The organism is Fusobacteriaceae bacterium, assembly GCA_031272775.1.
Taxonomy (GTDB): domain Bacteria; phylum Fusobacteriota; class Fusobacteriia; order Fusobacteriales; family Fusobacteriaceae; genus JAISST01.
The window spans coordinates 62,115-87,382 of sequence record JAISTB010000034.1 but is presented as its reverse complement, the minus strand read 5'-3'; the positions used below and the strand labels follow the sequence as shown (position 1 = coordinate 87,382).

The 25,268-nt window shown below is 51.0% G+C and carries 21 protein-coding genes; 18 read left to right on the top strand and 3 right to left on the bottom strand.

From position 1 onward, the window contains the following. The first annotated feature begins 23 nt into the window (after nt 1–23). From glgB to LBQ97_08235, 4 genes are read left to right on the top strand one after another with little or no spacing between them, the layout of a single operon-like run. The gene (gene glgB / locus LBQ97_08250; protein MDR1832699.1) at nt 24–1,961 is read left to right on the top strand and encodes a 1,4-alpha-glucan branching protein GlgB; all 1,938 of its coding nucleotides are present in this window, start codon (nt 24–26) and stop codon (nt 1,959–1,961) included. After that, nucleotides 1,954–3,120, top strand: coding sequence for a glucose-1-phosphate adenylyltransferase (locus LBQ97_08245; GenBank protein ID MDR1832698.1), 1,167 nt, complete (start codon nt 1,954–1,956; stop codon nt 3,118–3,120). Before glgB ends, LBQ97_08245 begins: the two co-directional genes overlap by 8 nt. Then, nucleotides 3,110–4,279 (top strand): glucose-1-phosphate adenylyltransferase subunit GlgD, encoded by a 1,170-nt coding sequence (glgD, locus tag LBQ97_08240; GenBank protein ID MDR1832697.1) that lies wholly within the window; start codon nt 3,110–3,112, stop codon nt 4,277–4,279. The genes LBQ97_08245 and glgD overlap by 11 nt, the downstream gene beginning before the upstream one ends. Before the next feature lie 21 nt (nt 4,280–4,300). Further along, the gene (locus tag LBQ97_08235; GenBank protein MDR1832696.1) at nt 4,301–5,677 is read left to right on the top strand and encodes a glycogen synthase; all 1,377 of its coding nucleotides are present in this window, start codon (nt 4,301–4,303) and stop codon (nt 5,675–5,677) included. Between the two features lie 115 nt (nt 5,678–5,792). On the opposite strand, the gene aldA is transcribed toward LBQ97_08235, so the two are convergent. Then, the gene (aldA, locus tag LBQ97_08230) at nt 5,793–7,229 is read right to left on the bottom strand and encodes an aldehyde dehydrogenase (GenBank protein ID MDR1832695.1); all 1,437 of its coding nucleotides are present in this window, start codon (nt 7,227–7,229) and stop codon (nt 5,793–5,795) included. A gap of 257 nt (nt 7,230–7,486) precedes the next feature. Here aldA and LBQ97_08225 point away from each other — a divergent pair, with 257 nt between their 5' ends. The 8 genes from LBQ97_08225 (at nt 7,487) to LBQ97_08190 (ending at nt 15,374) form a co-directional block, all read left to right on the top strand. Beyond that, nucleotides 7,487–8,713, top strand: a complete 1,227-nt coding sequence (locus tag LBQ97_08225) for an amidohydrolase family protein (protein ID MDR1832694.1) — start codon at nt 7,487–7,489, stop codon at nt 8,711–8,713. A gap of 51 nt (nt 8,714–8,764) precedes the next feature. Further along, nucleotides 8,765–9,910 carry an N-acetylglucosamine-6-phosphate deacetylase gene (gene nagA / locus LBQ97_08220; protein ID MDR1832693.1) on the top strand — a complete coding sequence of 382 codons (1,146 nt, stop codon included), beginning with the start codon at nt 8,765–8,767 and terminating at the stop codon, nt 9,908–9,910. A 19-nt stretch (nt 9,911–9,929) separates the two neighbouring features. Then, nucleotides 9,930–10,238: a UxaA family hydrolase gene (locus LBQ97_08215; GenBank protein ID MDR1832692.1), complete on the top strand. Its 309-nt coding sequence runs from the start codon at nt 9,930–9,932 to the stop codon at nt 10,236–10,238. After that, nucleotides 10,235–11,395 (top strand): UxaA family hydrolase, encoded by a 1,161-nt coding sequence (locus LBQ97_08210; GenBank protein ID MDR1832691.1) that lies wholly within the window; start codon nt 10,235–10,237, stop codon nt 11,393–11,395. The genes LBQ97_08215 and LBQ97_08210 overlap by 4 nt, the downstream gene beginning before the upstream one ends. A gap of 21 nt (nt 11,396–11,416) precedes the next feature. After that, nucleotides 11,417–12,316 (top strand): fumarylacetoacetate hydrolase family protein, encoded by a 900-nt coding sequence (locus LBQ97_08205; protein MDR1832690.1) that lies wholly within the window; start codon nt 11,417–11,419, stop codon nt 12,314–12,316. Nucleotides 12,317–12,337: 21 nt separating this feature from the next. Further along, nucleotides 12,338–13,234, top strand: coding sequence for a dihydrodipicolinate synthase family protein (locus LBQ97_08200; GenBank protein ID MDR1832689.1), 897 nt, complete (start codon nt 12,338–12,340; stop codon nt 13,232–13,234). Between the two features lie 75 nt (nt 13,235–13,309). Beyond that, nucleotides 13,310–13,876 carry a hypothetical protein gene (locus LBQ97_08195; GenBank protein MDR1832688.1) on the top strand — a complete coding sequence of 189 codons (567 nt, stop codon included), beginning with the start codon at nt 13,310–13,312 and terminating at the stop codon, nt 13,874–13,876. Between the two features lie 139 nt (nt 13,877–14,015). After that, nucleotides 14,016–15,374, top strand: coding sequence for a GntP family permease (locus LBQ97_08190; GenBank protein ID MDR1832687.1), 1,359 nt, complete (start codon nt 14,016–14,018; stop codon nt 15,372–15,374). Nucleotides 15,375–15,459: 85 nt separating this feature from the next. On the opposite strand, the gene LBQ97_08185 is transcribed toward LBQ97_08190, so the two are convergent. After that, complete coding sequence (locus tag LBQ97_08185) at nt 15,460–16,812, bottom strand: AAA family ATPase (GenBank protein ID MDR1832686.1); 1,353 nt, start codon at nt 16,810–16,812, stop codon at nt 15,460–15,462. A gap of 291 nt (nt 16,813–17,103) precedes the next feature. On the opposite strand from LBQ97_08185, the gene LBQ97_08180 reads away from it, so the two are divergent. Next, on the top strand, nt 17,104–17,832 hold the full coding sequence (locus LBQ97_08180) for a hypothetical protein (GenBank protein ID MDR1832685.1): 729 nt from the start codon (nt 17,104–17,106) through the stop codon (nt 17,830–17,832). Between the two features lie 14 nt (nt 17,833–17,846). Here LBQ97_08180 and LBQ97_08175 read toward each other — a convergent pair whose 3' ends face one another. Continuing rightward, nucleotides 17,847–18,758, bottom strand: a complete 912-nt coding sequence (locus LBQ97_08175; protein ID MDR1832684.1) for an AEC family transporter — start codon at nt 18,756–18,758, stop codon at nt 17,847–17,849. 227 nt (nt 18,759–18,985) lie between these two features. Between LBQ97_08175 and LBQ97_08170 the strand changes: the two genes are divergently transcribed. The 5 genes from LBQ97_08170 (at nt 18,986) to LBQ97_08150 (ending at nt 25,259) form a co-directional block, all read left to right on the top strand. Then, nucleotides 18,986–20,152: an ATP-binding protein gene (locus LBQ97_08170; protein ID MDR1832683.1), complete on the top strand. Its 1,167-nt coding sequence runs from the start codon at nt 18,986–18,988 to the stop codon at nt 20,150–20,152. A gap of 103 nt (nt 20,153–20,255) precedes the next feature. Further along, nucleotides 20,256–20,954, top strand: a complete 699-nt coding sequence (locus LBQ97_08165) for a GntR family transcriptional regulator (protein MDR1832682.1) — start codon at nt 20,256–20,258, stop codon at nt 20,952–20,954. A 337-nt stretch (nt 20,955–21,291) separates the two neighbouring features. Then, the gene (locus tag LBQ97_08160; protein ID MDR1832681.1) at nt 21,292–22,809 is read left to right on the top strand and encodes an acyl--CoA ligase; all 1,518 of its coding nucleotides are present in this window, start codon (nt 21,292–21,294) and stop codon (nt 22,807–22,809) included. Between the two features lie 81 nt (nt 22,810–22,890). Next, complete coding sequence (locus LBQ97_08155; protein ID MDR1832680.1) at nt 22,891–24,129, top strand: 2-hydroxyacyl-CoA dehydratase family protein; 1,239 nt, start codon at nt 22,891–22,893, stop codon at nt 24,127–24,129. Next, entirely contained in the window at nt 24,126–25,259 is a 1,134-nt protein-coding gene (locus tag LBQ97_08150) for a 2-hydroxyacyl-CoA dehydratase family protein (GenBank protein ID MDR1832679.1), read from the top strand. Before LBQ97_08155 ends, LBQ97_08150 begins: the two co-directional genes overlap by 4 nt. Nucleotides 25,260–25,268 lie beyond the last annotated feature (9 nt).

The window sequence follows — 25,268 nt, the reverse complement described above, 5'->3', positions numbered from 1 at the left end:
GACGCGCAAGGAGGAGGATTCACATGAAAAACGAAATGGATATCTATCTGTTCCACCGGGGGGAGCACAGGCAGGCATATCACTATCTGGGATCTCATGTGAACCGGAACAACGTCGTGTTCCGGGTATGGGCCCCCAACGCCCGGGGCGTTTCCGTCGTCGGAGACTTCAACGGCTGGAACGGCGAGGCAAACCGGATGAGCAAAATCACCGACGGCGGGCTTTGGGAAGTGGAAATCCCCAGGCTCAAGCGCTACGACAAATACAAATACCAGATCGAACTCGCCGGCGGCGGCTGGCGGCTGAAATCCGACCCTTACGCCGTGTATTCGGAAATGCGGCCCAATACGGCCTCTTTTGTCTACCCTTTTCCCAAAATCAAGTGGAACGACAAAAACTGGCTGAAGGCGAGGACGCAGGGCCTGGAAAAGCCCATGAACATCTACGAAATCCATCTCGGTTCCTGGCGCAGGGACGACAGAGGCTACTGGCTGACCTACCTCCAGACCGCGGAAAAGCTCGTCGAATACCTCAAAGAAATGAATTACACCCATGTGGAGATTATGCCCGTGGGGGAATATCCGCTGGACGATTCCTGGGGCTATCAGGCCACCGGCTACTTTTCGGTCACGAGTCGCTACGGGACGCCCGAAGAATTCATGACTTTTATCGATATCATGCACCAAAACGGAATCGGAGTCATCCTCGACTGGGTGCCCGGACATTTTTGCAAAGACGACCACGGTCTGTACCGCTTTGACGGCAGCGCCGTCTACGAGTACGCCGACGAGCGGATCGGGGAAAATCCCCAATGGGGGACGGCCAATTTCAATCTCGCCCGTTTTGAAGTCAAGTCCTTTTTGATCTCCAACGCGCTGTTCTGGCTGCGGGAATATCATATTGACGGGCTCAGGATTGACGCTGTGGCCAATATTCTCTACCTCACCTACGGCAAAAATGACAAGAACATCAAAAATCAGTACGGAGGCGTTGAGAACATCGACGGCATCAATTTCCTCAAAGAATTGAACTCCGTCTTGAAAGAGGAGTTTCCAGACGCCCTTGTCGTGGCGGAAGACTCCACGGCCTGGCCCAACGTCACGAAGCATCCGGTGGACGGGGGCCTGGGTTTTACGAGCAAATGGAACATGGGCTGGATGAACGACACGCTGAAATACTTTTCCGAAGATCCGCTCTATCGCTACGAACACCACGGGAAGCTGACATTTTCCTTTATGTACGCCTTCTCGGAAAATTTCATCCTGCCGCTCTCTCACGACGAGGTCGTGCACGGGAAAAAATCCATCCTCAACAAGATGCCGGGCTTCTACGAAGCGAAAATCGCCAACGTCAAGACGCTCTATTCCTACCAGGCGGCCCATCCGGGGAAAAAGCTCAATTTCATGGGCAACGAAATCGCCCAAGGCCTCGAATGGCGCTTTTACGACCAGGTCGAGTGGCATTTGCTCGCGGAAAACGAGAATTGCCGCAATGTCCAAAAATACGTCAAAGCCCTCAACAAAATGTATCTTGAGGAAAGAGCCCTCTGGGAAGACGGCTGGGACACCTTCGAATGGATCGAGCATGAAAACAATACGGAAAACATGCTGATTTTCCTGAGAAAAGTCAAGGATTTCAGCGAATACCTGATCGCGATTTTCAATTTTTCAGGGGCGGACAGGACCGGATACCGGGTGGGCGTCCCCGAAAACCGGAAATACAATGTGATTCTCAACAGTGACGACGAACGTTTCGGCGGTACGGGTTTCTCCAAAAAGAGAGTCTTCGTTCCGAAAAAAACATCATGGAATTACCGGGATTACAGCATTCAGCTGGACATCAAGGCGAATTCCGCCGTGTTCATCAAAGCCGGAGAAGCGGCGGAATCCGGGAAAGAAAGCGCTCCGGCGGTAAAGACCAAAAAAAACCCAAAAAAAGAGACGGTGAAGAAAAATGCGTAAGAAAGAAATGATTGCGATGATCCTGGCCGGCGGTCAGGGCAGCAGGCTCAAAGAACTGACGGAAAACGTAGCCAAGCCGGCCGTATCCTTCGGCGGCAAATACAAAATCATTGACTTTACCCTGAGCAACTGTTCCAATTCCGGAATAGACACCGTAGGTATTCTGACCCAGTATGAACCCCATATTCTCAACAACCACATCGGAAACGGCTCCCCCTGGGATCTCGACCGGATCGACGGCGGCGTGACGCTTCTGCAGCCCCATACGAAGAAAAACGACGAGGGCGGCTGGTACAAGGGAACAGCCAACGCCATTTACCAGAACATGCGATTTATCGAGCAGTACGATCCCGTAAACGTGCTGATCCTCTCGGGGGACCACATCTACAAGATGGACTACGGGAAAATGCTCCGCTACCATGTGACCAAGGGCGCCGACGCCACCATCGGGGTATTTGAGGTGCCCCTCAAGGAAGCGCCCAGCTTCGGCATCATGAACGTCAACGAGGACATGTCGATCTACGAATTTGAGGAAAAGCCGAAAAATCCTAAAAGCACGCTGGCCTCCATGGGCATCTACATTTTCAACTGGCAGGTCCTGAAGGAATACCTCTGCAAAGACGAGCTCGACAAAAAATCCGAGAACGATTTCGGGAAAAATATCATTCCCGACATGCTGGCGGACGGCAAGAAACTCTTCGCCTATCCCTTCGAGGGCTACTGGAAGGACGTCGGAACCATCGAAAGCTTCTGGGACGCGCATATGGACCTCCTGAAGGAGGACAACGGCCTCAATCTCTTTGAAAAGAACTGGAAAATCAACACGCGGCAATATACGTATCCTCCGCTCTATGTGGGGGAAAATTCAGTGATCGAGCGCTCCCTTGTGGACAAGGGCTGTGAGATCGAGGGGGAAATCAAGAATTCCGTGATTTTCCCGGGCGTAAAACTGGCGGCGGGCAGCAAGATCTATGATTCCGTCGTCATGGCCAATACGGTCATCGACGAAGGCGTCACCGTGGAAAGGGCCATCGTGGCCGAAAGGGTGCACATCAAAAAGAACGCCGTTGTCGGAACAACAGGCGAAATCACAGTGATCGGCGAGGACAGAACCATCGAATCCCCCGCGGGCAAGGGCGGTGATAAACATGTTAAATGATTATATGGGCGTTATCTATGTGGAAACCTCCTTTGACAACATCCGGGCACTGACGAAAATCAGACCCCTCGCTTCGGTCCCCGTGGGCGGATCCTACCGGGTCATCGACTTTGCCCTTTCGAATCTTGTCAACGCCGGCATCCGCAATGTGGGCATTTTCGGCGGCATGGAAGATCTGACTTCTCTGATGGACCACCTGGGAAAAGGCGCCGAATGGGACCTGAACCGGAAAAAAGACGGCATATTTATCTTTGAGGGCATGCTGGACACCTCATTTTCCGGCAATGTGAAGCGAATCAAGAAAAACATGGAATATTTTGTCCGCAGCAAGCAGAAAAACGTGATCATGATGAGTTCCCACATGGTGTGCAACATCGACATCAAGGACGTCATCAAAAAGCATGAAGAGAGCAAAAAGGAAGTCACGGCGGTCTACAAGAAAGTCGAAAACGCCAACGAAAAATTCGACAACTGCGACTGCATCCGGATCGATAAAAAAGGCGAGGTCAATAATATCGGAAAGAATCTCTTCTTCCGAAAAGAAGAAAACATCTCGATGGAGATTTTCGTGCTGTCCAAGGAACTGCTGCTGAAATTCATCTTTGAGGGAATTCAGGACGGCAGTTACTACACGGGACGGGACCTGATCAGCCGGAATATCAACAAAATCAGTATCAATCCCTATGAATTCAAAGGCTATTTGTCTTGTATCAATTCGACCAAGGAATATTTCGATTTCAACATGGATCTGCTCAATAAAAAGACCCGAGACGACCTCTTCAACAAAGACGGCCGCCTGATCTATACGAAGGTCAAAGATACGCCGCCCACGCTGTACAAGGAAGGCGCCGACGTCAGGAACACCCTTGTCTCCAACGGCTGCATCCTCGCGGGGAAAGTGCGCAACTCCATTCTTGCCAGAGGAACCGTCGTCGAAAAAGGCGCGACTGTCGAGGACTGCATCATCCTCCAAGCCAGCGTGATCCAGTCCGGCGCGGTTTTGCGAAACATCATCGTGGACAAGAACAATATCATCAAATCCAACGAGCGGTTGAGCGCCTCCAAGAATTATCCCCTCGTCATCGAAAAGGACATCAAGTGGGACAAGGACAACTATTTCAGCTTTGTCGACGAGCTGGGCAAATACGACGACGATTAGGAACAAGCGGGAGGAGAATCCATGAAAGTACTTTTTGTAGCGGGGGAAGCCCTGCCCTTCGTCAAGACAGGCGGATTGGGCGACGTGGCTTTTTCCCTGCCCAAGAGTCTCAAAGAAAAAGGCGTGGACTGCCGGGTCATGATGCCCAAATACAGCCAGATCGCCGAGAAATATCGCTTTGCCATGACCCATCTGGGCGAAAAACGCATCTGGATGGAACACCACTGGGAATATGTGGGCGTGGACATGTATGAATATGAAGGCGTCGTCTATTATTTCATCGACGGCGAGCGCTACTTCAACCGGAGCAAGATTTACGGAGAACTGGACGATTGCGAACGTTTCACGTTCTTTTGCAAGGCCGTGTCGGAGACCTTTGACCTGACGGGCTTCATCCCCGACATCATCCACTGCAACGACTGGCATACGGGCCTCGTCCCCATTTACCTCAAAGAACGGCACGTCTTCGGGGTTAAGACGGTCTTCACGATCCACAATTTGCGCTTTCAGGGCCTTTTCTACAACGACGTGATCGAGCGCGTGCTGGAAATCCCGCGCTGGGCCTATTATTACGACGACGGCGTCAAATATTACGACATGGTCTCGTTCCTGAAGGGCGGCGTCGTCTATTCGGATCTTGTGACGACGGTCAGCAAAACCTACGCAAAGGAAATCCGGACGCCGGAATTCGGCGAGGGGCTCCACGGTCTCTTCGACCGCTTCGGCTACAAGCTCCACGGCGTTGTGAACGGCATCGACTACGGGACCTACAAGAGCCCCAGAAGCGGGAAAACAAGACTCAAAACGCAACTTCAGGAAAAAATCGGCCTCAAGGAAGACCCATACGCGCCGCTACTGGCCATGGTTACGCGGCTGGACCGGCAAAAGGGCGTGGACCTCGTGATGCGGATCTTTGACCGGATTTTGGAAACGGGGGCGCAGTTTGTCCTTTTGGGCAACGGCGAGCCCTGGTATGAGGATTTCTTCCGCTGGAAGGAACGACAGTACCCGGGCCGGGTCTGCTCCTATATCGGCTTCAATCAGGAACTCTCCAAGGATATCTACGGCGGAGCGGACATTTTCCTGATGCCTTCGATTTTCGAGCCCTGCGGCCTCTCCCAGATGATCGCCATGCGCTACGGAACGATCCCCGTCGTGCGGGAAACCGGCGGACTCTGCGATACGGTGACCCCCTACAACCAGTATACCGGCGAAGGGGACGGCTTCGGCTTCAAGAATGTCAACGAGGAAGAACTGCTTTGGTGCGTGCGCTTCGCGATCAATCTCTATTTCGACAACGACAAGTGGTTTGAGATCATCAAGCACGCCAAAGCTCGCGACAACAGCTGGGACAAGCCCGCCGACGAATATATCGGGCTGTACAAAATGCTGGCGTGAATGAACGGAAAAGAAAACCCCCCGGAAAATCCGGGGGGGTTTTTCTATTCAACAGGCCTTAAACGGCCGCCGTAAGGGCGGATGAACACGCGCCCTTACCCGCGCGGCGTCAATTTTACTTCGTCCGGATATAAGCCACCTGGGTCGCCAGGTATTCCATGAGTCCGTGCTTTCCGTCGGCGCCGCCGATGCCTGATTTTCTCCAGCCCGCGTGGAAGCCCTGCATGGCCTCGAAATGTTCTCTGTTGATGTAGGTTTCTCCGAATTTGAGATCTTTGATGATCCTCAAGGCCGTATTGACGTTTGTGGTAAAGGCCGAGGACGTGAGCCCGTATTCGCAGTCATTGGCCAGCGCCACCACTTCGTCGTAATCGGAGAAGGGCAGGATCGGGAGGGCCGGTCCGAAGATCTCCTTCTGGATGATTTCGCTGTCCTGCTTGGCGTCCACGATAACCGTGGGTTCATAGAAATAGCCCTTGCCGTTGTCCGTGGTCTTCTTGCCGCCGGTCAATACCTTGGCGCCTGCTTTTACGGCCCGGTCCACCATGTCCGCGATCTTTGCCTGCTGATTCTTGTCTACCTGGGTGCTGTATACGACGCCTTCGGCGAAGGGATCGCCGATCTTGGTCGCTTTGGCGGCCGCCACAAATTTATCGACAAATTCATTGTAAACGCTCTTGTGTACATAGGCGCGCTCGGCGCAATTGCAGACCTGTCCGCTGAAAATAAAGCGGGAGGCCGCGATCCGGTCCACGGCGAAGTCCAAATCGGCGTCGGCAAATACGATGGCGGGCGCTTTTCCGCCCAGTTCCAGCGATACTTTCGTGATATTTTCCGCCGAGGCGTGGATGATTTCCTGTCCCGCTTCCACGGAGCCGGTCACGGTCACAAGATCCGTCAGGGGACTCGTCGTCAGCGTGTTGCCGAGGGTCTTGCCGCTGCCGGAAACAAAGTTCACGACGCCCGCGGGCAGATCCAACGTAGCCAAAAGTTTCGCGAATTCAAATGTTGTAAGAGGCGTCAGACTGCTGGGCTTCAACACGATGGAGCAGCCCGTCAGGATCGAGGGCGCCACTTTTCTCGCCATAACGAAGAAGGGGAAATTCCAGGGGCAGATCCCCGCCACGACGCCGATAGGTTTTCGATACAGGAAAATGTGTTCGTTGGGATCGTCGGAATTGATGACTTCCCCTTCGAAGATCCTGGCCCAGCCGGCGTAATAATCAAAATATTCAGCGGTTACGTCGATTTCCACCTGAGCCAGCGGCAGGATTTTCGCCTGTTCCGAGGCCAGCAGTTTCGCCAGCGCGACGCGGTTCGCCCGGATCAGGGCGGCCAGCTGTTTCAGGTATCCGGCCCGTTCCGTGGGGGTCTTTTTCGCCCAGGCGGTCTGGGACTTTTTGGCGGCCTCAAGGGCAGCCTGTCCGTCTTCGGAATCGCCCTGGGGCACTTTGGCGATAATCTCGCCCGTATAGGGATTTTCCACCTCAATCCAGTCCTTGGAATGGGAATCCACAAACTTTCCGTTGATAAATTGCTGATACGTGTTCATCGTTACCTCCTTTTATTTTTTCATTGCGCTTTCGCTGCGTTGTAAGCGTGTCAAATCTGCACAAAAAACACAATTTTGCGTTGTCGATACTGATTATACCCCAAAAACCGGCCGCTGTCAATAGCCGCGGGAGACGAAGGACGCGGAAAATTTTGCCCAAATTCTTATAGGCAAAGCGCCCCGGATGTGGTATAATTTCACAAAAGTCAAAATTGAGTCTTTTTTACCCTACAAACCGAACCCAAAGGAGGCGTCCCATGACCCACATACTCTTTCAAAACGCGACCCTGCTTGACTGCCGCGGCGGCGAACCCCGCTACCCTGTTTTTCTTCTCGTGGAGGACAATGTGATCCGGGAGATCTCGGACAGTCCCCTGAGCGTCCCGGGAGACGCCGTTATCGTGGACTGCGCGGGCAAAACGCTGATGCCCGGGCTCATCGACGGCCATATGCACGCAAACCTCTTCGCGGCCGATATTACGGGTCAGACCAGGCAAAACCTGCCGAGCATGATCGTGATCAAATGCCTCCAGATCCTTCAGGATACGCTGATGCAGGGCTTTACGTCCGCGCTGGACGCGGGCGGGGCCGACGCGGGCTTCCGGGACGCGCAGGCAGCCGGTTTTATCAAAGGACCGCGGCTCAAGGTCTGCGGTCATTCCCTGAGTCAGTCGGGCGGTCACGCCGACCCGCGGCTGCCTACGGAAATTACGCCGCCCGCGGAGCATTATTTTGCCGGGGGGATCGTGGCCGACGGCGTCGATGCCGTCCGGAAGGCGGCCCGGGAAGAGCTCCGGAAAGGCGTCGATTACATCAAGATCATGGCGGCCGGCGGTTGCGCCAGTCCCGCCGACGAGCCGGATACGGTTCAATACAGCCTTGAGGAAATGCGGGCGGCCGTGGAAGCCGCTGACGCCGTGGGGAAATCGGTCATCGCCCACTGTTATTCTCCGAGATCTCTGCAACGCTGCGCCGAAGCGGGCGTCAAGCGCGTCGAGCACGGCAATTTCATGGACAGGGAAACGGCCGCGATCCTGAAAGAGAAGGGCGTCATCTATTGTCCTACCCTCGCGACCTACGACATTATGGCCCGGCGCGGGGAGGAATTCGGCATTCCCTCGTATTTTTTGCGGAAAATGAAAATCGCCGACGAGCGGGCTCTGGAAGCCCTTTCCATCGCCGTGGAAGCGGGCCTTGTGATCGGATCGGGCTCCGACATGGTGGGCCCCGGACAGGCCTTTAAGGCCAATGAGCTTGAACTCCAGAGTCGGGTTATGGGACCCATGGGGGCGCTTCTGGCCGCGACGAAAGTCAACGCCGAAATTCTGGGCGTCATCGACAAGGTCGGAACCGTCGAGAAGGGAAAATTGGCGGACCTGCTTGTCATCGACGGCAATCCGCTCGAAAATATGGCCATTTTCCAAGACAGAGAGAAAATCAAAATTATCGTACAGGATGGGAAATTCATCAAAAAATTGATCTAAAACAGATTTTGCCCATTCCGAAAATAAAAATAATCCGTTGCGGGGGAATTTATGAATTTATTGTTGAAAAACGGCGCGATCCATGTCAAGGAAAGCGTAATAAACGGGGACATTTTGATCAAAAACAGAACCATTCAGAAAATCGGGAAGACCCTTTCCGACAAGACGGCGGAAATTGTCGATCTCCATGGCGCAGCCGTGATTCCGGGCTTTATCGATATCCACATCCACGGGGCCGACGGCGCCGACGCCATGGACAATTCCACGGAATCCCTGAAAAAGATCTCGGCCTTCGCGGCGCGACACGGCGTCACGTCCTTTCTGCCGACGACGCTGACCGCTTCGGGGGATATCCTGATGGAAGTCCTCGAAAAAGTGGCCGATCTGCAAGACGTAGACCTTCCGGGGGCGACCATCTTCGGCGTCCATATGGAAGGGCCCTATTTCGATATCGAGTACAAAGGCGCGCAAAACGCCAAATACATCAAGGTTTCGACCGTCAATGAAATCAAAAAATTCCTGCGGGTCAAAAAAAATCTCGTAAAGCTGTTTTCGATTTCCCCAAATAACGAAGAGGCGCTGGAGTGCATCCGTTTTCTGGCCGACAAGGGCGTCGTCGTCTCCGTGGGCCACAGCGCCTGTGTCTATGAAAAAGTCAAAAAAGGCATCGAGGCCGGGATCCGCCACGCGACCCATACCTTTAACGGCATGAGAGGCTTCAATCACCGGGAGCCCGGCGTCGTGGGGGCCATTCTCGAGGATTCCTCGGTCAAGGCCGAAATTATCCTGGACAAAATCCATGTCCATCCTGTGGTCGTCAATCTGCTGATCAACGTCAAAGGCGTGGAAAACGTCATCTGCGTCACGGACGCCATGAGCGCCGCGGGGCTTGCCGAAGGAGATTACAAGCTGGGAGAACTGGACGTCTACGTCAAAGACGGCGTCGTCCGGCTGAAATCCTACGATTCGCTGGCGGGGAGCATCCTCACCATGGACGCGGCTTACCGCAATCTTCTGGAACTGGGCCGCACCGAAGCGGAGGCAATCCGCATGACCTCCACCAACGCCGCTCTGGAATTCGGCCTCAACTCCGGGGAAATCGCCCCCGGGAAAGACGCCGACCTCGCTGTCCTCGACGGAGAAAACCGCGTTGTCATGACCATCGTCAAAGGAGCAATCAAATACCGGGAAATATAGAACGTCAGGGAGGTAATCCATGTCCATGCCAAAGTTTAACGCGGTTGTGATCGACGCGCGGGATAACGTCGCCACAGCCATCGAAGCCATTCCCGCCGGAGGCGCGGCCCTCTGGTCGGCGGAGGGAAAGGAGGCCCGCGTGATTTGCCCGCAGGAAATCCCCATCTACCACAAATTGGCTATCCGGGATATCCACGAAGGGGACTTTATCGTAAAATACGGCTGGCATATGGGGGTCGCGGCCGCTGAAATCCCGGCCGGGCGCCATGTGCACGTCCACAACGTCAAAGACCGCAGGGAAAACCTTGAGGAGGTGGGGAAGCAATGACATTTATGGGATACCGGCGACCCGACGGCAAAGCGGGCGTCCGCAACAAGATTCTGATTCTCCCCGCAAGCGCCTGCGCTTCGGATACCGCAAGGATCATCGCCTCACAGATCGACGGGGCCGTGACGTTCAATAATCAGAACGGCTGCGCCCAGGTGTCCAAAGACATGGAGCTGACCATGGATACCATGGCCGGCATGGCGGCAAATCCCAACATTTTCGGAACCATTCTCGTGACCCTCGGCTGCGAGGGCTGTCAGGCCGATCTCGTCTCGGCGGCCGTCGCTGCCAGGACGAACAAGCCCCTTGAAGCCTTTATCATTCAAGAGAACGGCGGCACGGTCCGGACCGTAGAAAAAGCGGTCCGGGCGGGTCGGATCCTCGCCGAGGAGGCTTCAAAAGTCCAAAGAGAAGCGGTTTCGATTTCTGAACTTATTGTGGGGACCGAATGCGGCGGTTCCGATCCCACAAGCGGCCTCGCGGCCAATATCCTCATCGGGGAACTTTCCGACAGGCTGGTGGCGCTGGGCGCGACGTCCATTTTATCCGAAACGACGGAATTTATCGGGGCCGAGCACATTTTGGCGGCGAGAGCGAAGACGCCCGCCATCCGGGATCAGATCTTTCATATCGTGCGCCGTTACGAAGAAGCCTTGCGTCTGGTCGGGGAAGAGATCCGGGAAGGCAATCCCGCCCCGGGGAATATCGCCGGCGGTATTACGACGCTGGAGGAAAAATCCCTCGGCTGTATCCACAAGGGCGGACATTCGCCGGTCAACGCCGTCTATGACTACGCGAAGCCCGTTACGGAAAAAGGCCTCGTGATCATGGATACGCCGGGTCACGATCCCTCGTCGGTGGCCGGCATGGTCGCGGGCGGCGCGCAGATCGTCGTATTTTCCACGGGTAGGGGGACGCCCACCGGCAATCCCATCGCCCCCGTGATCAAAATCACCGGCAACAAATTGACCTACGCCAATATGATTGACAATATCGATTGGGATTCAAGCCCCTTGATCTACGGCGGCAAATCGCTCGGGGAGATGGGGGAAGACTTCCTGCGGGAGCTCATGGCCGTGGCCTGCGGGAAGAAGACAAAAGCGGAGATACTGGGTTATACGGAGCTTGCCATCGCAAGGCTGTGCAATTACGTCTGAGAAGACACACAAGGAGGGAATATGAAACTGGTCAGTTTTTACGCGGAAGGAGAAGAAAGAGTGGGGGTTTTGAGCGCGGACGAGAAATTTGTGACCGACATCGCCAGCGTCATCGACGGAGATTTCTACGACATGGTGGAATTCATTGAGTACGCCACGAAAAAGGATCTGCAGATTCTGCGCAGGGTCGCGGCAAAGGGGGGCGATGACTGGGATGACTACGATACCTTCGTCACAAAGTCCGTAAAATTACGTTCTCCGATTCCCTGGCCCATCCACGACATTCTTTGTCTCGGCGTCAATTACCAGGATCATCTGGAAGAGGCGAGGCGCGACATGAAGGGGCATTTCGCGGCGCCGACCCACGCGGTCTATTTTGCCAAGCGGGCCACGGAAATCCTCGGTCCCGGCGACAAGATCAAAGGGCGCTTTGACCTCGACCCCGAACTGGACTATGAGGTGGAGCTGGCGGTCATCATCGGAAAAGCGGGGAAGGATATTCCGTTGGAAAAGGCCGAAGACTATGTGTTCGGCTATTCCGTTTTCAACGACGTGTCGTCGAGAAAGATTCAAAAGGCGCATCAGCAGTGGTTCCGGGGCAAGAGTTTCGACGGCTATTCCGTCCTCGGTCCTTGCATTCTGACCAAGGACGAACTCCCCTTCCCGGTCGCCGTGGACGTCATTTCCCGGGTAAACGGAGAACTGCGGCAATCCTCCAATACGTCCATGCTGATCCACGACATCCCCCACATCATCGCGGAACTCTCGGCGGGCATGACGCTGGAACCCGGCGACATCATCGCGACCGGAACCCCGGCGGGCGTCGGCATGGGATTCACCCCGCCGAAATACCTCGTCAAGGGCGATACGGTAACCGTGGAGATTCCGGAAATCGGGAAATTGACCAACAAGATAATATAAAACAAAGGGAGTTGATTTTATATGAAAAAAGCGAAATTTATCTGCCCCGTGGTGACGGCTTTTGACGCGGCGGGAAATCTGGATGTGGCGGCGAACACGAAATTCTGGGATGAACTGATTGCCCGTGGAATTGACGGCATCCTTTTGATGGGGAGCATCGGCGAATTTTCCGCCATGACGCCCGCCATGAAAAAAGAACTGGCGGACCTGGCCGTTACCCACATTGCCAAACGCGTGAAACTCTATATCGGGACCGCGTCCATGGTCTTGACGGAAACCATAGCCTTTTCCAATTATGTGCTGGAAAAAGGGGCCGACGCCGTTATGGTCATCAGCCCGTATTATTTCGCGATCAGCGACGCGGCCGTGGAATATTGGTTCGACCAGATCGCCGACGGCGTCAGGGGAAACGTCTATCTGTACAATTTCCCGGCCCGGACCGGCTATGACCTCTCCCCCGAAGTCACGCTGAAGCTGTTGCGCAAGCACAAGAACATCGTCGGATACAAGGACAGCGTCGCGGAAATGGGCCATACGCGAAAATTGGCGGTCACGGTCCTGCCGGAATTTCCGGATTTTGAGATTTATTCGGGCTTTGACGAGAATTTCGTCCACAACATCCTCTCGGGCGGCAGCGGCTGCATCGGGGGCTTCGCCAATATCGTCCCGGAACTGTGCGCCAAATGGGTGACGGCCATCAACGGAGGGGACTGGAAGACCGTGGAAGACATCCAGTTGACGATCAATACCCTGATGGATATCTATTTTATCGGAAACCCCTTTATCCCCATCATCAAAAAGGCCATGATCCTGCGCGGATACGACATCAAGGACGTATCCCTCAATCCTTTCCTCCCGGCGACGGCGGCGGAAACCGCCAGGATCAAAGAGATCCTGGCCGCGGCGAAACTGAGCTGAGTTTTGACTTCCATGACAGCGCTTGAACTTTTATTTACAGAGCTTCTGAAAAAATATACTAAAGATATAGATTATGTGAACAGATGTTGGCGGGAACTTGAAGGGCTGTATTCGGCTTCGGATCGATATTATCACACGCTGACGCATCTGGAGCGCATGTGGGCGGAAGCGGAAGCGCTGCTGCCGGAGCTTTCCTATCCCGACGCCTTTCTGCTTGCGCTCTTTTACCACGACGCGGTCTACGACGTGGAACGGCGGGACAACGAGGAAAAAAGCGCCGATCTCTGCGCGGAACATCTGAGGAAAACCGATTACCCCGAAATAAACCGCGTCCGGGCGCTGATCCTCGCCACAAAACGCCATGAATCCGGCGACTCTTTTGACATGGACGCGTTCACGGACCTCGATCTCGCCATTTTGGGGAGCGATCCCGAAACCTACGACGCCTATGCCCGGGCCATCCGCCTCGAATACGGCAGATTCCGTCCCGAAGACAACGAGCGGGGCCGGGGGGAAATCCTCCGGCGCTTTCTTTCGTTGCCGGCAATCTACAAAACGCCGCGATTCCGGGAAAAATACGAAGCGCTTGCCCGCGCCAATTTGACGCGGGAATTGTCTTTCATCAGGGAGATTCTTTCGTAAATATTTAGTGTTTTGGTATTTCTTTTTTGGCTTTTTTGTGGTAAAATATCAATAGCTGAACCGATTATGAAACTTTTGTACTTCTTTGGTTAATTTTGTCGGATATTAAGCATCATTATGAGACAAAGGAGGAGGAGTTATGCAAGGTATTGCTCTTGTGATCGCGTTCATCGTCGCGATCATCGTAATGGTCGTCGCTATTTCCAAATGGAGGATCCACGCGTTTCTGTCGATCATGGGCGTCTCGATTCTGTTCGCCTTCGCGGCGGGCATCAAGCTGACGGATATCCCCGGGATCATCGGCGCGGGATTTTCCGGTACGTTTACGAGTATCGGCATCGTCATCATTCTGGGCGCGTTGATCGGGAACATCCTCGAAAAGACCGGCGGCGCGTTGAAGCTCTCGGATATGGTCGTGCAACTTGTGGGCAAGAAAAAGCCCGAGTTGGCGGTCCTCATCATGGGCTGGATCGTGTCTATCCCGGTATTCTGTGATTCCGGCTTTGTTATTCTGAACCCGATCCGGAAAGCGCTGGCCCAGCGGACGAAAGCATCCAACGCCGCCATGGCCGTCGCCCTTTCCGCGGGCCTTTACACATCCCACGTATTCATCCCGCCGACGCCGGGTCCCATCGCCGCCGCCAACACGCTGGGCGCCGGAGACTATCTGCTGCTCGTAATCGGCATCGGTTGTCTCGTTTCCATTCTGCCCCTGATCGCGGGCTGGCTCTTCTCCAAATACATCGGTCGCAAGATTCCCGCCGAAGTCAAAGTCGGGGAAGGAGAGACCGTCAAGACCTATGAGGAGCTGGTAAAGGAATTCGGCGAACTGCCCGGCGGTTTCGCAGCCCTCGCGCCCATCCTTGTACCCATTGTCCTCATGGCGCTGGCCTCCATCGCTTCCATGGCCAAGATGACAGGCGGATTTTCCGATCTGCTGAAATTCCTCGGCGCGCCGGTAATCGCCCTCGCGGTGGGAACCATCTTCGGCGTGTCGCTGCTCTTTTCCCAGAAAAAAGGCGCCACGTTCTTCAAGCTGACGGACGATACGCTTCGGGTCGTAGGACCCATCCTCTTCGTTACGGCGTCGGGCGGCGTACTCGGACGGGTCGTTTCGAGCTCGAGCTTGGTGGGCTTCATCAAAGATAACGCCGTCAACTTCAGTACCATCGGAATCTTCTTCCCCTTTATCCTCTCGGCCATCCTGAAGACGGCCCAGGGATCCTCCACAGTGGCCCTCACGACCACCGCCGGCATCCTGCAACCGCTTCTTGCCGTATTGGGAATCACGACGCCGGCTTTGACCGCCGTGACCGTAATGGCCATCGCCGCAGGCGCCATGACCGTTTCCCACGCCAACGACAGCTACTTCTGGGTCGTGACGGAATTCGGCGGCATCGAGACCAGGGACGGCTACAAGACCCAGACGCTGATGACGCTCGTGATCGGACTCGCGTCCATGATCGGGATCGTTGCGCTCTACACGATTTTAAAATAGGATAATAGGCTCTGTCTGCACGATCAGAAAACGCGTCATAGCGATTATGACGCGTTTTTTTGATCCCGTCGGTATCCTTTCGCGCTCAGAGCAGAGGCGTCATGTAAATCGGCAGAAAGACGATGTCGTTCTGAATTTTCAGATCATTTGTGTGCAACACATAGGGGATGTGCAGTTGATTGGAATATTTGGCTCTGAATTTTTCGAGAGAAGTCAAGGTATAATTTTTTCCGGATTTCACCTCTATCGGAGAAATATTGTGTCGACTGCCGATCTTACTTCTCGCGATCAGGAAATCAATCTCCATCCGGGAACTGCTGTCATTTCGCGAAGAATTGGAATAAAAATACAGCTTGTGCCGCGCCGCCGCAAGCATCTGGGCAACTAGATTTTCCACCAGCATGCCCTTGTTGATTTCCAGCTTGTCAAACAGCAGCTTCTTGTATATCGCGGCGTTGACGATCTCGTTTTCATCAAAAGCATGGCTGATCAATAGGCCGGTATCCGCCATATAGCATTTCAAGGTGATGCGATCCGTGTTCAGCTTCAGTCCGACATTGGGTTCGGTGGAATTGTAACAGATGTTGGCGATCATGGCGTCATCCAGCCAGAACAAGGCGTCTTCGTATTCACGGAAGCGCGCCTGTTTTTTCAGGGAGGAAAGCTTGAAGCGCTTTTCGTGCTTTTGAAGCTGCGCGGGAATTTCGTCAAAAATGCGTTCGACTTTCATTTCGTAGCCTGCCGCGTGTTTTACGATATCCGCCCGGTACAAATTCAAAATATCCCGCTTAGCTTGGTCCGTCTTGTCAAAGTCTTTCGTATCGGCATAGGCTTGCACCGCCTGGGGCATCCCGCCCACGATCAGGTATTGGCGCAGGTAATCCATCGCTTTTCTGTGCAAAGCCTGCCCCATGGCTTTCCGGTCGGCAAAACACGCCCGCACGAAATCCATCAGGGTGTCGTTTCCCAAAGCCCAGAGAAATTCCTCGAAATCCATCGGATACATCTTGATATGGCGCTCTTCCGAAGGAATTACGATGTCCTGAATATTTTTTTTGATGGTCATCAAAGAACCGGTTTCAATGTAGTCGTATCTGCCATCCGCCACGAGGTATTTGAGGGCGGCGCGGGCTTTCGGAAACAATTGGACCTCGTCAAAAATGATCAAGGTTTCCCGCGGATACAATTTTACATTGTAAAAGCCGGACAAATACAGGAAAAACGTGTCCAGATCATTCATATATTGGTGAAAGAGGTTTTTCACATCTTCGGGCGCACGGTTGAAATCGATCAAAACAGATGTTTTGTATTCGTTCCTGGCGAATTCTTCGACAATATAACTTTTGCCGACCCGGCGGGCGCCGTCAATCAGCAGCGCGGTTCTTCCGGCGCCTTCGTTTTTCCAGGCTGACAATTCCGCATATATCTTCCTTTTCATGGGGTTTTTCCTCCGGCGTTCACGAAAACAAGGATTTTATCATCAGCAAATATCACGTTTTCAAGAATTTTATAGGATTGATTTTACACATTTTCAATAATTTTATATACCTATTCTAACACATTTTCAAGAATTTTGCAAGAAAAAGTTGTTAAAACGGCTTGGTTGCGGGTTTGATGATCGGACGTTGTTTACGATATGTTGCGCTTTGCCGCATATTATAATTGACAATTTTAGTTTTATATGATACCATTGGATTGCACCTGATCAAATTGAGCAAAAGGAGTTTTTATGAAAAAAGTTATCTTGGCGTTTACGGTCCTGCTGTCCCTTTGCGGCCCGGGGCAGGCAAAAAAAGAGTCCTTCCATGTTCCCTTTTATTCCAACAGCAATGCGAAATTCACGTTCCGGATTCCGCCCGGCTGGGAGGAAATTCCGCCTGCGACAATCCGGCAGATTAACGCGAGCATGCAGAGCCTGACGGGCGCGAAGGGACCGGGAATCGCGACGGGATTCCGGAAAACAAGCGAAAATCCGCCGCAAGCCATGGTTACCGTGAACATCATTAAAGGAAGAGTCGTCTGGAAAGATTTTCTGAAAGACTACGGGAATATGGATAAAATCACGAAGGAAATGAAAAAGGACTTTTCGACCTTGGAAAGCGCCAATGTCGGAACGCCCGTTGTCGATGACAAAAGAAAAATGGTGTTGTTTCCCGCTTCCTATGAATTTAAAAACAAGGCGAAAGCCAGCGGAACCGTCCTGGCCGCCTGCGGGAGCGGAACGCTCGTGACAATCTATTTTCCCGGTAAAGACGGCGCTGATCCCGACGTCGAGGCCTTCAAAAAAACCGTTTTCGCATCCTTCACCTTTTCCAAAGGCTATGAATACGGCGCCCGTACCACTGGGAACCCGCTCTCGCGACCGGTTGTCTGCGGCATTATCGGCGGGCTGGTCGCCCTTCTCGTGACGAGCAGAAAAAAGGCGAAAGAAGAGAAGAAAAAGAAAGCGGCGAAATAAAACTGCCGGAGCGCTTACAGCAAGAGGCACCAGAGCGGGATTGTGATCAGGGACAGGGCCGTCGTCACAACGACGCATTTTGTCGCGAAGATGTAGTCGCTTTTATACTTGGCCGCAAAGAGGACGCCTGTGCTGGCAGCCGGCATAGCAGCTACGAGAACGATGATTCCCGTTAAGAGTTTGTCGACATGGAAGATTCTGCCGGTTATGAAGACGATCAGCGGTAAAAATACGAGCCGAATAATTGTATAATACCAAATTTTTCCGCTTAGCATCGACTTTATATCCGTTACCTCGCCAAGTACGGCGCCGATAACGATCATGGAAACCGGAAGCGTGCAAGCGCCCATCATACGAAGCGTATTGGAAACGAAAACCGGGGGTCTTATGCCTGTCAACATAAAGAAAAGACCGAGGTAGACGGCAATAATGCCCGGGTGAATGGCGACCCGCTTGATCACTTCCCGGGTATTTTGCCCTTTCTCAAAATAAGAAATCCCCGCGGACCACGTCGTAATTGCCTGGGGGATAGTCCCCACGGAGGCGTACATCAGTCCTTGGGCGCCGAAAATATCGCCGATAATTGATAGCCCAATAAACCCGGAATTTGAGCAGAGCGTGCAGTATTGCAACACCTTTTTTTCTTCGATATCCAAGTGATTCCAGGCAAAACGATTGAACACAAGACAACTGACTTGTTGAAATACGCCCAAGAGAAAAACGACCATCAGTTGAATCAAAATTTTAGCGTTGAAGGTGACAAGAAACGAAGCGACAATATTGGCCGGAAGAAAAACGTATATCAGGATGTCGGTCAGGATTGCCTTCCCCTCTTCGGGAAAAAGTCCGGTCCATTTGAGGATAATGCCGGTCAGAACCAGCAAAAAAAGGATTCCCTGCAGTGTCAGAATTTTCTGTATTGCCATTTCGCCCCCCGCGTTAATTTGCTATTCCCATTATAGAGCCTTTCTCCCCGCTTGTCAAGCGATTTCAAGGAAATAAAAGTCCGACAGAAACCACGCTTTCCCGATGAGTTTGAGCGTTCAATTTTCCACATGCAACAGCCAAAATATGGCGTTTTCAACATTTTTATGCAAATCCGGTAATTGACTTCTTGATTTTCATAAAAATATATGCTATACTTGGTATTATGATGATTCCAAGAGCAGCTTCAAAACAAATCGAAAAATTACAAGACAATTTCCGCGTGACTGCTGTTACGGGTCCGAGGCAGGCCGGTAAAACGACGCTCCTGAAGAATTCTTTTCCGGACCGAAAATACGTGAATCTAGAAGATTTACGGGTTTATGACGTGATCAAAGCGGACCCCATGCAGTTTTCCAATCAAAATACACGCGTCATTGTGGACGAAGTGCAGCGTATTCCCGAATTGCTTTCCGCAATACAAGTTGCAGCGGACGATCGAAATATTGCCGGAGATTTTATATTGTCCGGTTCCCAAAATCTTCTGCTTTCTGAAAAAATCTGTCAGTCGCTGGCCGGAAGGGCTGCTTATCAAGTTCTCTTGCCCTTCTCGCTCAGAGAGTTGGCCGAGGTACGACTCCTTCCGGAAAATGTGTACGAGCAGATCTGGAGAGGATTCTACCCCGCATTGTATACCGGACACATGGATCCGGGTTTGTACTATGGCCAATATATAGCGACTTACGTGGAAAGGGATCTGCGGAGCGTGAAAAATATTCATGATCTGGGTCTGTTCCGCCGGTTTCTGGGTCTTCTGGCGGGAAGAATCGGTCAGTTGATCAATTATGAGTCGCTGGCCAATGATACGGGGATTTCTGTAAAAACCGCCATCGGTTGGCTTTCCATCCTGGAAGCGAGTTACTTGATCTACCGTTTGCCTCCCTGGCACAGCAACATCGGAAAGCGGCTGACGAAATCCGCAAAAATATATTTTACCGACACCGGACTTGCGTGCTATCTGTTGGGGATTTCGAGTTGGGAAGCAGTGCAGACCCACTATCTCGTGGGCGGTTTATTTGAAAACCTCTGCGTTCTCGAGGTCGTAAAGCAACTGGTTAATCATGGCCACTACCGGAATAATCTCTATTTTTACAGGGAAAACAGCACGACGGAGATTGATCTGCTCGTCGATTTCGGGACAAAAGGCTTGCTTCCTGTTGAAATCAAAGCGGGGAGTCGATTTCATGCGGATTATCTTAAAAACTTTACGAAATTTCTCAAGGCTTACATCGGGAAAAAGGAAATCCGGATTCTGCCGGGGCAGATTTTCTATACCGGAGAAAATGGCATTGTATCGGATATCTCTCTCGTCAACTGGAAAAATATTGAGATGTGATTTTATGTAGTTCAGGAAGAATTTCTGAATTCAAAACCTTGAAGAAATTAAAATTATGTGTTAAAATAGATTTGCGATCAGACTAATTTACAGGATGTGAAGCATGACAAAAAAGCATTTTTACAGCAACGATGAAGTTTTTGCAGATTTATGCATGAAGATTGAAAAATTGGTGTATATGCCAGGCGATCCTTTGTTTGAGAATACGCTTTGCAGCATTTATGAGGTTTCCAGAAATATCATAAGAACGGTTATTACACGCTTGAAGGAACGTGAACTGGTCGATGTGTATCCTCAAAGAGGAACTTTTGTCAGTTTAATTGATATCGGGTTGATCGAAGACATCATCTTTTTAAGGGAATCCATGGAGCAAAAGGTCATCGACATCATCATGGCGGACGACAAGAAATGCGCGTTGATCGCGAAAGAGATGTTGCAGAAAGCGGAAAAAATGGAAAGCTGCCTCGAGAAAGAAGACTATGCCTACTTTTATGATTTGGACAGCGAAATCCATCATTGCATGCTGGAGGCGGCCGGTCATGCCAGTGTAATGCGCTTATTCGGCGACACTTATATCCATTTTCTACGTTGGCGTAACCTCGAAGTACGTACTAAAGAGCGCTATGAAGAGATTTGCAAGCAACATCGCGAATTGATCTCGGCGCTTCTTGAAAAAAAAGGAGAACGCGCCAAGGCTATCCTGCATATGCACTTGGATACAAGCTATCGCTACTACCAAGACTTCAAAAAAGACTACCCGCAGTACTTTTATCCTGAAAAAGCACCGGTAATAACAGGATAAGATAAAAAACCTGGTTGAACTGCTAAAGTACAACGATAATCATAAACTCTCAAATAAAGCTATTGTCAAAAATAGCTTTATTTTTTTGTCCGATGATCAATTGTTCAAAAAACGAAATTAATCATATTAAAATGGTTTGTTTTAGAACTTATCGCCCCAAATAAGCACTCAAAAGATATAAATATGACAAAAATTAAAATAAAATCTTAAAAATTCCTTGACAATCTGTCGATGAAGTGCTATAGTGTTGTTAGGAATGTGTACATGTATACATGCACACAAGCGTTCTACAAAACAAAGTATGCGGTGGGCTTACAGCGCTTTTAAGGAGGTAACTATGCCGGAATTACAGGCTATTACAATCTTGGATCAATTTTTTGAAGCGTTGGAAAATACGGGTGAGAGAATCTCAATCACAGATTCCACAGGAGAGTACTCCTGGAGAGAAATCAATGATCTGTCCGATATGATGGCGTATCAAATCTGCCTTCGTGGAGTGAACCCCCGGGATGCGGCGGCCATAATCGGAAGAAATTCAGTATATTGGGTGGTTACTTATCTTGCTATCCTCAAGGCCGGCGCAGTTCCCGTTCTGATCAATCCCACATATACAGAAGAGGAACTGGAAAAGACCCGGAATATCATAGATTATGTCCATTCTTTTAAAACGAAACAAGATGATTTCGCAAAACTCGTCAATCAATTGAGGATAATGGGGACACTGACCAAAGAGGAACACACTTTGGTTGAAAACCGTATAAAAAATATACGCCCGACGGATCTGGCAAGTTTTCTATTCACTTCGGGAACCGCCAGTTTACCCAAAGCTGTGCCGATGACCCATTTCCAGATGATTAATGTTGCCAGGGAGGCCACGGAAATTCTCCGTTGGAATGATTCAGACCGAGTTTGTCTTCCGCTTTCCCTGTTCCATTGTTTCGGATTGTCCACAGGTTTGTTTGCTTCATTCGTTCATCGGGGCAGCTTGCATTTTACCGATAGTTATCATTCGGTTGATGTAATGAAAACCGTCGAAAAATATCATTGCACGGTGTTGAATGGGGTTCCGACCATGTACCTCGCGATTTTAAAAAGCGATACCCGCAAATCGTATGATTTGAGCTCGTTATGTTCCGGAATTATCGCAGGTTCCACAGTGTATGAATCAGATTTTCTGGCAATTTCAAGGGAATTGCCAGTACCGCATTTGATGCAATCTTATGGTCAAACCGAAGCGGCGCCCAGCATTACTTTTTCCGATTATGACGATCCTCCGGAAATCAAGGCAAAATCCGTAGGGAAGCCTATGAAGCATCTGTCTCTCCAGATTTGCGATTACGGAGGAAAAAAATGTAAAGCTCATGAAACCGGTGAAATAGAGATAAAGGGATATCACGTCATGACCGGATATTACAATGACGAAAAGGCAACACAGGAAGCTTTCACACAAGAAGGATGGCTCCGTACGGGAGATATGGGCTACCTTGATGAAAAAGGAAATCTTTATGTAACCGGAAGAAAAAAAGAGATCATCATTCGAAGCGGTGAAAACATATCCCCTCTCGAAATCGAAGAAGCCCTTATCGGAATTGACGGCATAGAGCAAGTCAAAGTATTCGGTATCCCATCTCCGGTTGTGCAGGAGGATGTTGTCGCGTGCATAAACGGAGCGCAGATTGCCGAAGAAAGTATTCGAAAAGTTTTGAAATCTAAACTTGCCGATTATAAAATCCCCAAGTATATCCTGAGGTTTTCAGAGTTTCCTTTGAAAGGAAACGGAAAAATCGACGTTCAAAAATTAAAGATCGAGGCAAAAGAAAAAATTGACCAGCTCTGTCTCCGGCATAATCAATGAGTTTGTTTTGTGCATAGGCGTCACGGCAACAGCAGACGATTAAATAAACAGTCAATTATTTGAGAAAGGGAGGCACACGATATGGCAGAAGAAAAAAAACCGCGCAGGGAGGCGCCGGATCCCAATTCGGCAAAAGTGAAACTTGGTAATATTGCGGCCGACGCGTATACACAGGCGCAACTGGCCAAAGAACGGGGCGAAAAGATCGGTTGGTGTTCCAGTAATTTCCCGGTGGAAATACCCGAGACGCTGGGACTGAAGGTATGTTATCCGGAAAACCAGGCTGCTGCTATTGCAGCTCGCGGCGCGGGTCAAAGACTTTGCGAGATCAGCGAGGCCGACGGATATTCCAACGATATCTGCGCCTATGCAAGAATCAGTCTTGCATACGCGAAAATCAAGGAAGCTCCGGAACAGGACGTCCCTATGCCTGATTTTTTACTTTGCTGCAACAATATATGCAACTGCATGATCAAATGGTATGAAAACCTGTCAAAGGAACTGGACATTCCCATGATCTTGATTGATATTCCCTTTAATCCTGATTATGAAGTTTCTCCGGCGCAAATCGCCTATGTACGAGAGCAGTTTTGGGCCGCGATCCATCAACTGGAAGAATTGACAGGAAAAAAATGGGATGATGAAAACTTCAAGAAAGTGAAAGAACGCTCGGGGAGAACAAGTCGCGCCTGGCTTGACGCCACATCCTGCGCATGCTACACGCCATCCCCCTTCAACGGTTTTGATCTCCTGAACCATATGGCGGTTATGGTTACCGCCCGCGGTAAAGACGAAGCGGTCGACGCCATGGAAACTTTGCTGAAAGAGTATAAGGAAAATCATGAAAAAGGCGTCTCGACATTTCGCGGCGAAGAAAAATACCGCATTATGTTTGAGGGCATCGCCTGCTGGCCCTGGTTACGCGCCACGGCTACAGGATTGAAAGACAGAGGCATCAACATGGTCACAACAATTTATGCCGACGCTTTCGGGTTTATCTATGATGATTTTGACGGTATGTGCGCCGCCTACTCCAAGGTTCCGAACGCTATTAATTTGGAACTTTCGAGGGATAAGCGGATCAAACTCTGTAAAGAAAACCATGTTGAGGGTCTCCTTGTGCACACAAATCGTTCCTGCAAGCTTTGGAGCGGATTTATGGCGGAAATGAGCCGCCAAATCGGTGCGGCCTGCGGAATCCCGGTTGTCAGCTTTGACGGTGATCAGGCGGATCCGAGGAACTTTTCTGAAGCGCAGTACAACACCAGAGTGCAAGGTTTGATGGAAATCATGGAGCAAAAAAAGGAGGCGGCCAGATGAATCTGAAAGTGATATTGGATGAATTCAGCAAAGTGGCGCAAAATCCAAAGCAACAGTTGGATAATTATCTTGGCGCCGGGAAAAAAGTCATTTTGGTTGCTCCTGTCTATACGCCCGAAGAAATTGTCCACTCTATGGACCTTGTCCCAATGGGGGCCTGGGGCGCGGACATGCAATTGCAGGAAGCAAAAACATACTTTCCGACCTTTATCTGCTCGATCGTTCAGAGCATTCTGGAACTGGGCATTAAAGGTAGCTATAAAGGCGTTTCTGCGATTATTATTCCCAGTCTTTGCGACAGCTTGAAAACCCTGGGGCAAAACTGGAAATATGCCGTACCCGACATTCCTTTTATCCCGATGACATATCCGCAAAACAGAAAACCAGATTTCGGGATTGCATTTACAAAAGCAGGCTATCAGCGGGTCATCGACGATTTGGAAAAGGTGACCGGCGAGACTTTCAGTGATGAAAAATTGATAGCTTCACTTGCGGTATACAATGAACACAACCAGGTAATGAGAGAATTGGCGGAACTTTTGGCCGTTCACGGAGAAGTGAGCGCCGTACAGCGGAGCGATATTTTCAAGAGCGCTTATTTTATGAGAAAGGAAGAGCATACGCTCCTGGTAAAAAAGCTGATTGCGGCCTTGAAAGAAAATGAACCGAAAAAGGGAAGAATACGAGTTTTGACTTCGGGTATACTCGCGGACAATCCGGATTTTCTGAGCTACCTCGATGTATATAATATGCAAATCGTCGCGGACGACGTGGCAGCTGAAAGCAGGCAATACCAGCAAGATGCGGTTGACGGCGAGACCGGCCTTGACCGCTTGGCAAAGAAATTTGCCGATATGAATAACTGTTCTGTCCTCTACGATGCCAAGAAGGAACGAATTGCCACGATTGTCTCAAAAGCCAAAGCGACAAAAGCCCAAGCCGTAATTGTCATTCTGACTAAATTTTGCGACCCCGAGGAATTCGATTATCCGTTGATCAAAAAAGCCTGTGAAGAGGCAAACATATTATCAACGCTCATCGAAGTTGACCGGCAAATGGTGAACTATGAACAAGCAAGAACAATATTGGAAACTGTGCAGACGATTCTTTCGAAACAGAGTCCGCAATAGAATACGATA

Bases quoted from the DNA above. Each gene is read 5' to 3' on its own strand.
- glgB (MDR1832699.1), top strand. From the start codon at position 24: ATGAAAAACGAAATGGATATCTATCTGTTCCACCGGGGGGAGCACAGG.
- LBQ97_08245 (MDR1832698.1), top strand. From the start codon at position 1,954: ATGCGTAAGAAAGAAATGATTGCGATGATCCTGGCCGGCGGTCAGGGC.
- glgD (MDR1832697.1), top strand. From the start codon at position 3,110: ATGTTAAATGATTATATGGGCGTTATCTATGTGGAAACCTCCTTTGAC.
- LBQ97_08235 (MDR1832696.1), top strand. From the start codon at position 4,301: ATGAAAGTACTTTTTGTAGCGGGGGAAGCCCTGCCCTTCGTCAAGACA.
- aldA (MDR1832695.1), bottom strand. From the start codon at position 7,229: ATGAACACGTATCAGCAATTTATCAACGGAAAGTTTGTGGATTCCCAT.
- LBQ97_08225 (MDR1832694.1), top strand. From the start codon at position 7,487: ATGACCCACATACTCTTTCAAAACGCGACCCTGCTTGACTGCCGCGGC.
- nagA (MDR1832693.1), top strand. From the start codon at position 8,765: ATGAATTTATTGTTGAAAAACGGCGCGATCCATGTCAAGGAAAGCGTA.
- LBQ97_08215 (MDR1832692.1), top strand. From the start codon at position 9,930: ATGTCCATGCCAAAGTTTAACGCGGTTGTGATCGACGCGCGGGATAAC.
- LBQ97_08210 (MDR1832691.1), top strand. From the start codon at position 10,235: ATGACATTTATGGGATACCGGCGACCCGACGGCAAAGCGGGCGTCCGC.
- LBQ97_08205 (MDR1832690.1), top strand. From the start codon at position 11,417: ATGAAACTGGTCAGTTTTTACGCGGAAGGAGAAGAAAGAGTGGGGGTT.
- LBQ97_08200 (MDR1832689.1), top strand. From the start codon at position 12,338: ATGAAAAAAGCGAAATTTATCTGCCCCGTGGTGACGGCTTTTGACGCG.
- LBQ97_08190 (MDR1832687.1), top strand. From the start codon at position 14,016: ATGCAAGGTATTGCTCTTGTGATCGCGTTCATCGTCGCGATCATCGTA.
- LBQ97_08185 (MDR1832686.1), bottom strand. From the start codon at position 16,812: ATGAAAAGGAAGATATATGCGGAATTGTCAGCCTGGAAAAACGAAGGC.
- LBQ97_08180 (MDR1832685.1), top strand. From the start codon at position 17,104: ATGAAAAAAGTTATCTTGGCGTTTACGGTCCTGCTGTCCCTTTGCGGC.
- LBQ97_08175 (MDR1832684.1), bottom strand. From the start codon at position 18,758: ATGGCAATACAGAAAATTCTGACACTGCAGGGAATCCTTTTTTTGCTG.
- LBQ97_08170 (MDR1832683.1), top strand. From the start codon at position 18,986: ATGATTCCAAGAGCAGCTTCAAAACAAATCGAAAAATTACAAGACAAT.
- LBQ97_08165 (MDR1832682.1), top strand. From the start codon at position 20,256: ATGACAAAAAAGCATTTTTACAGCAACGATGAAGTTTTTGCAGATTTA.
- LBQ97_08160 (MDR1832681.1), top strand. From the start codon at position 21,292: ATGCCGGAATTACAGGCTATTACAATCTTGGATCAATTTTTTGAAGCG.
- LBQ97_08155 (MDR1832680.1), top strand. From the start codon at position 22,891: ATGGCAGAAGAAAAAAAACCGCGCAGGGAGGCGCCGGATCCCAATTCG.
- LBQ97_08150 (MDR1832679.1), top strand. From the start codon at position 24,126: ATGAATCTGAAAGTGATATTGGATGAATTCAGCAAAGTGGCGCAAAAT.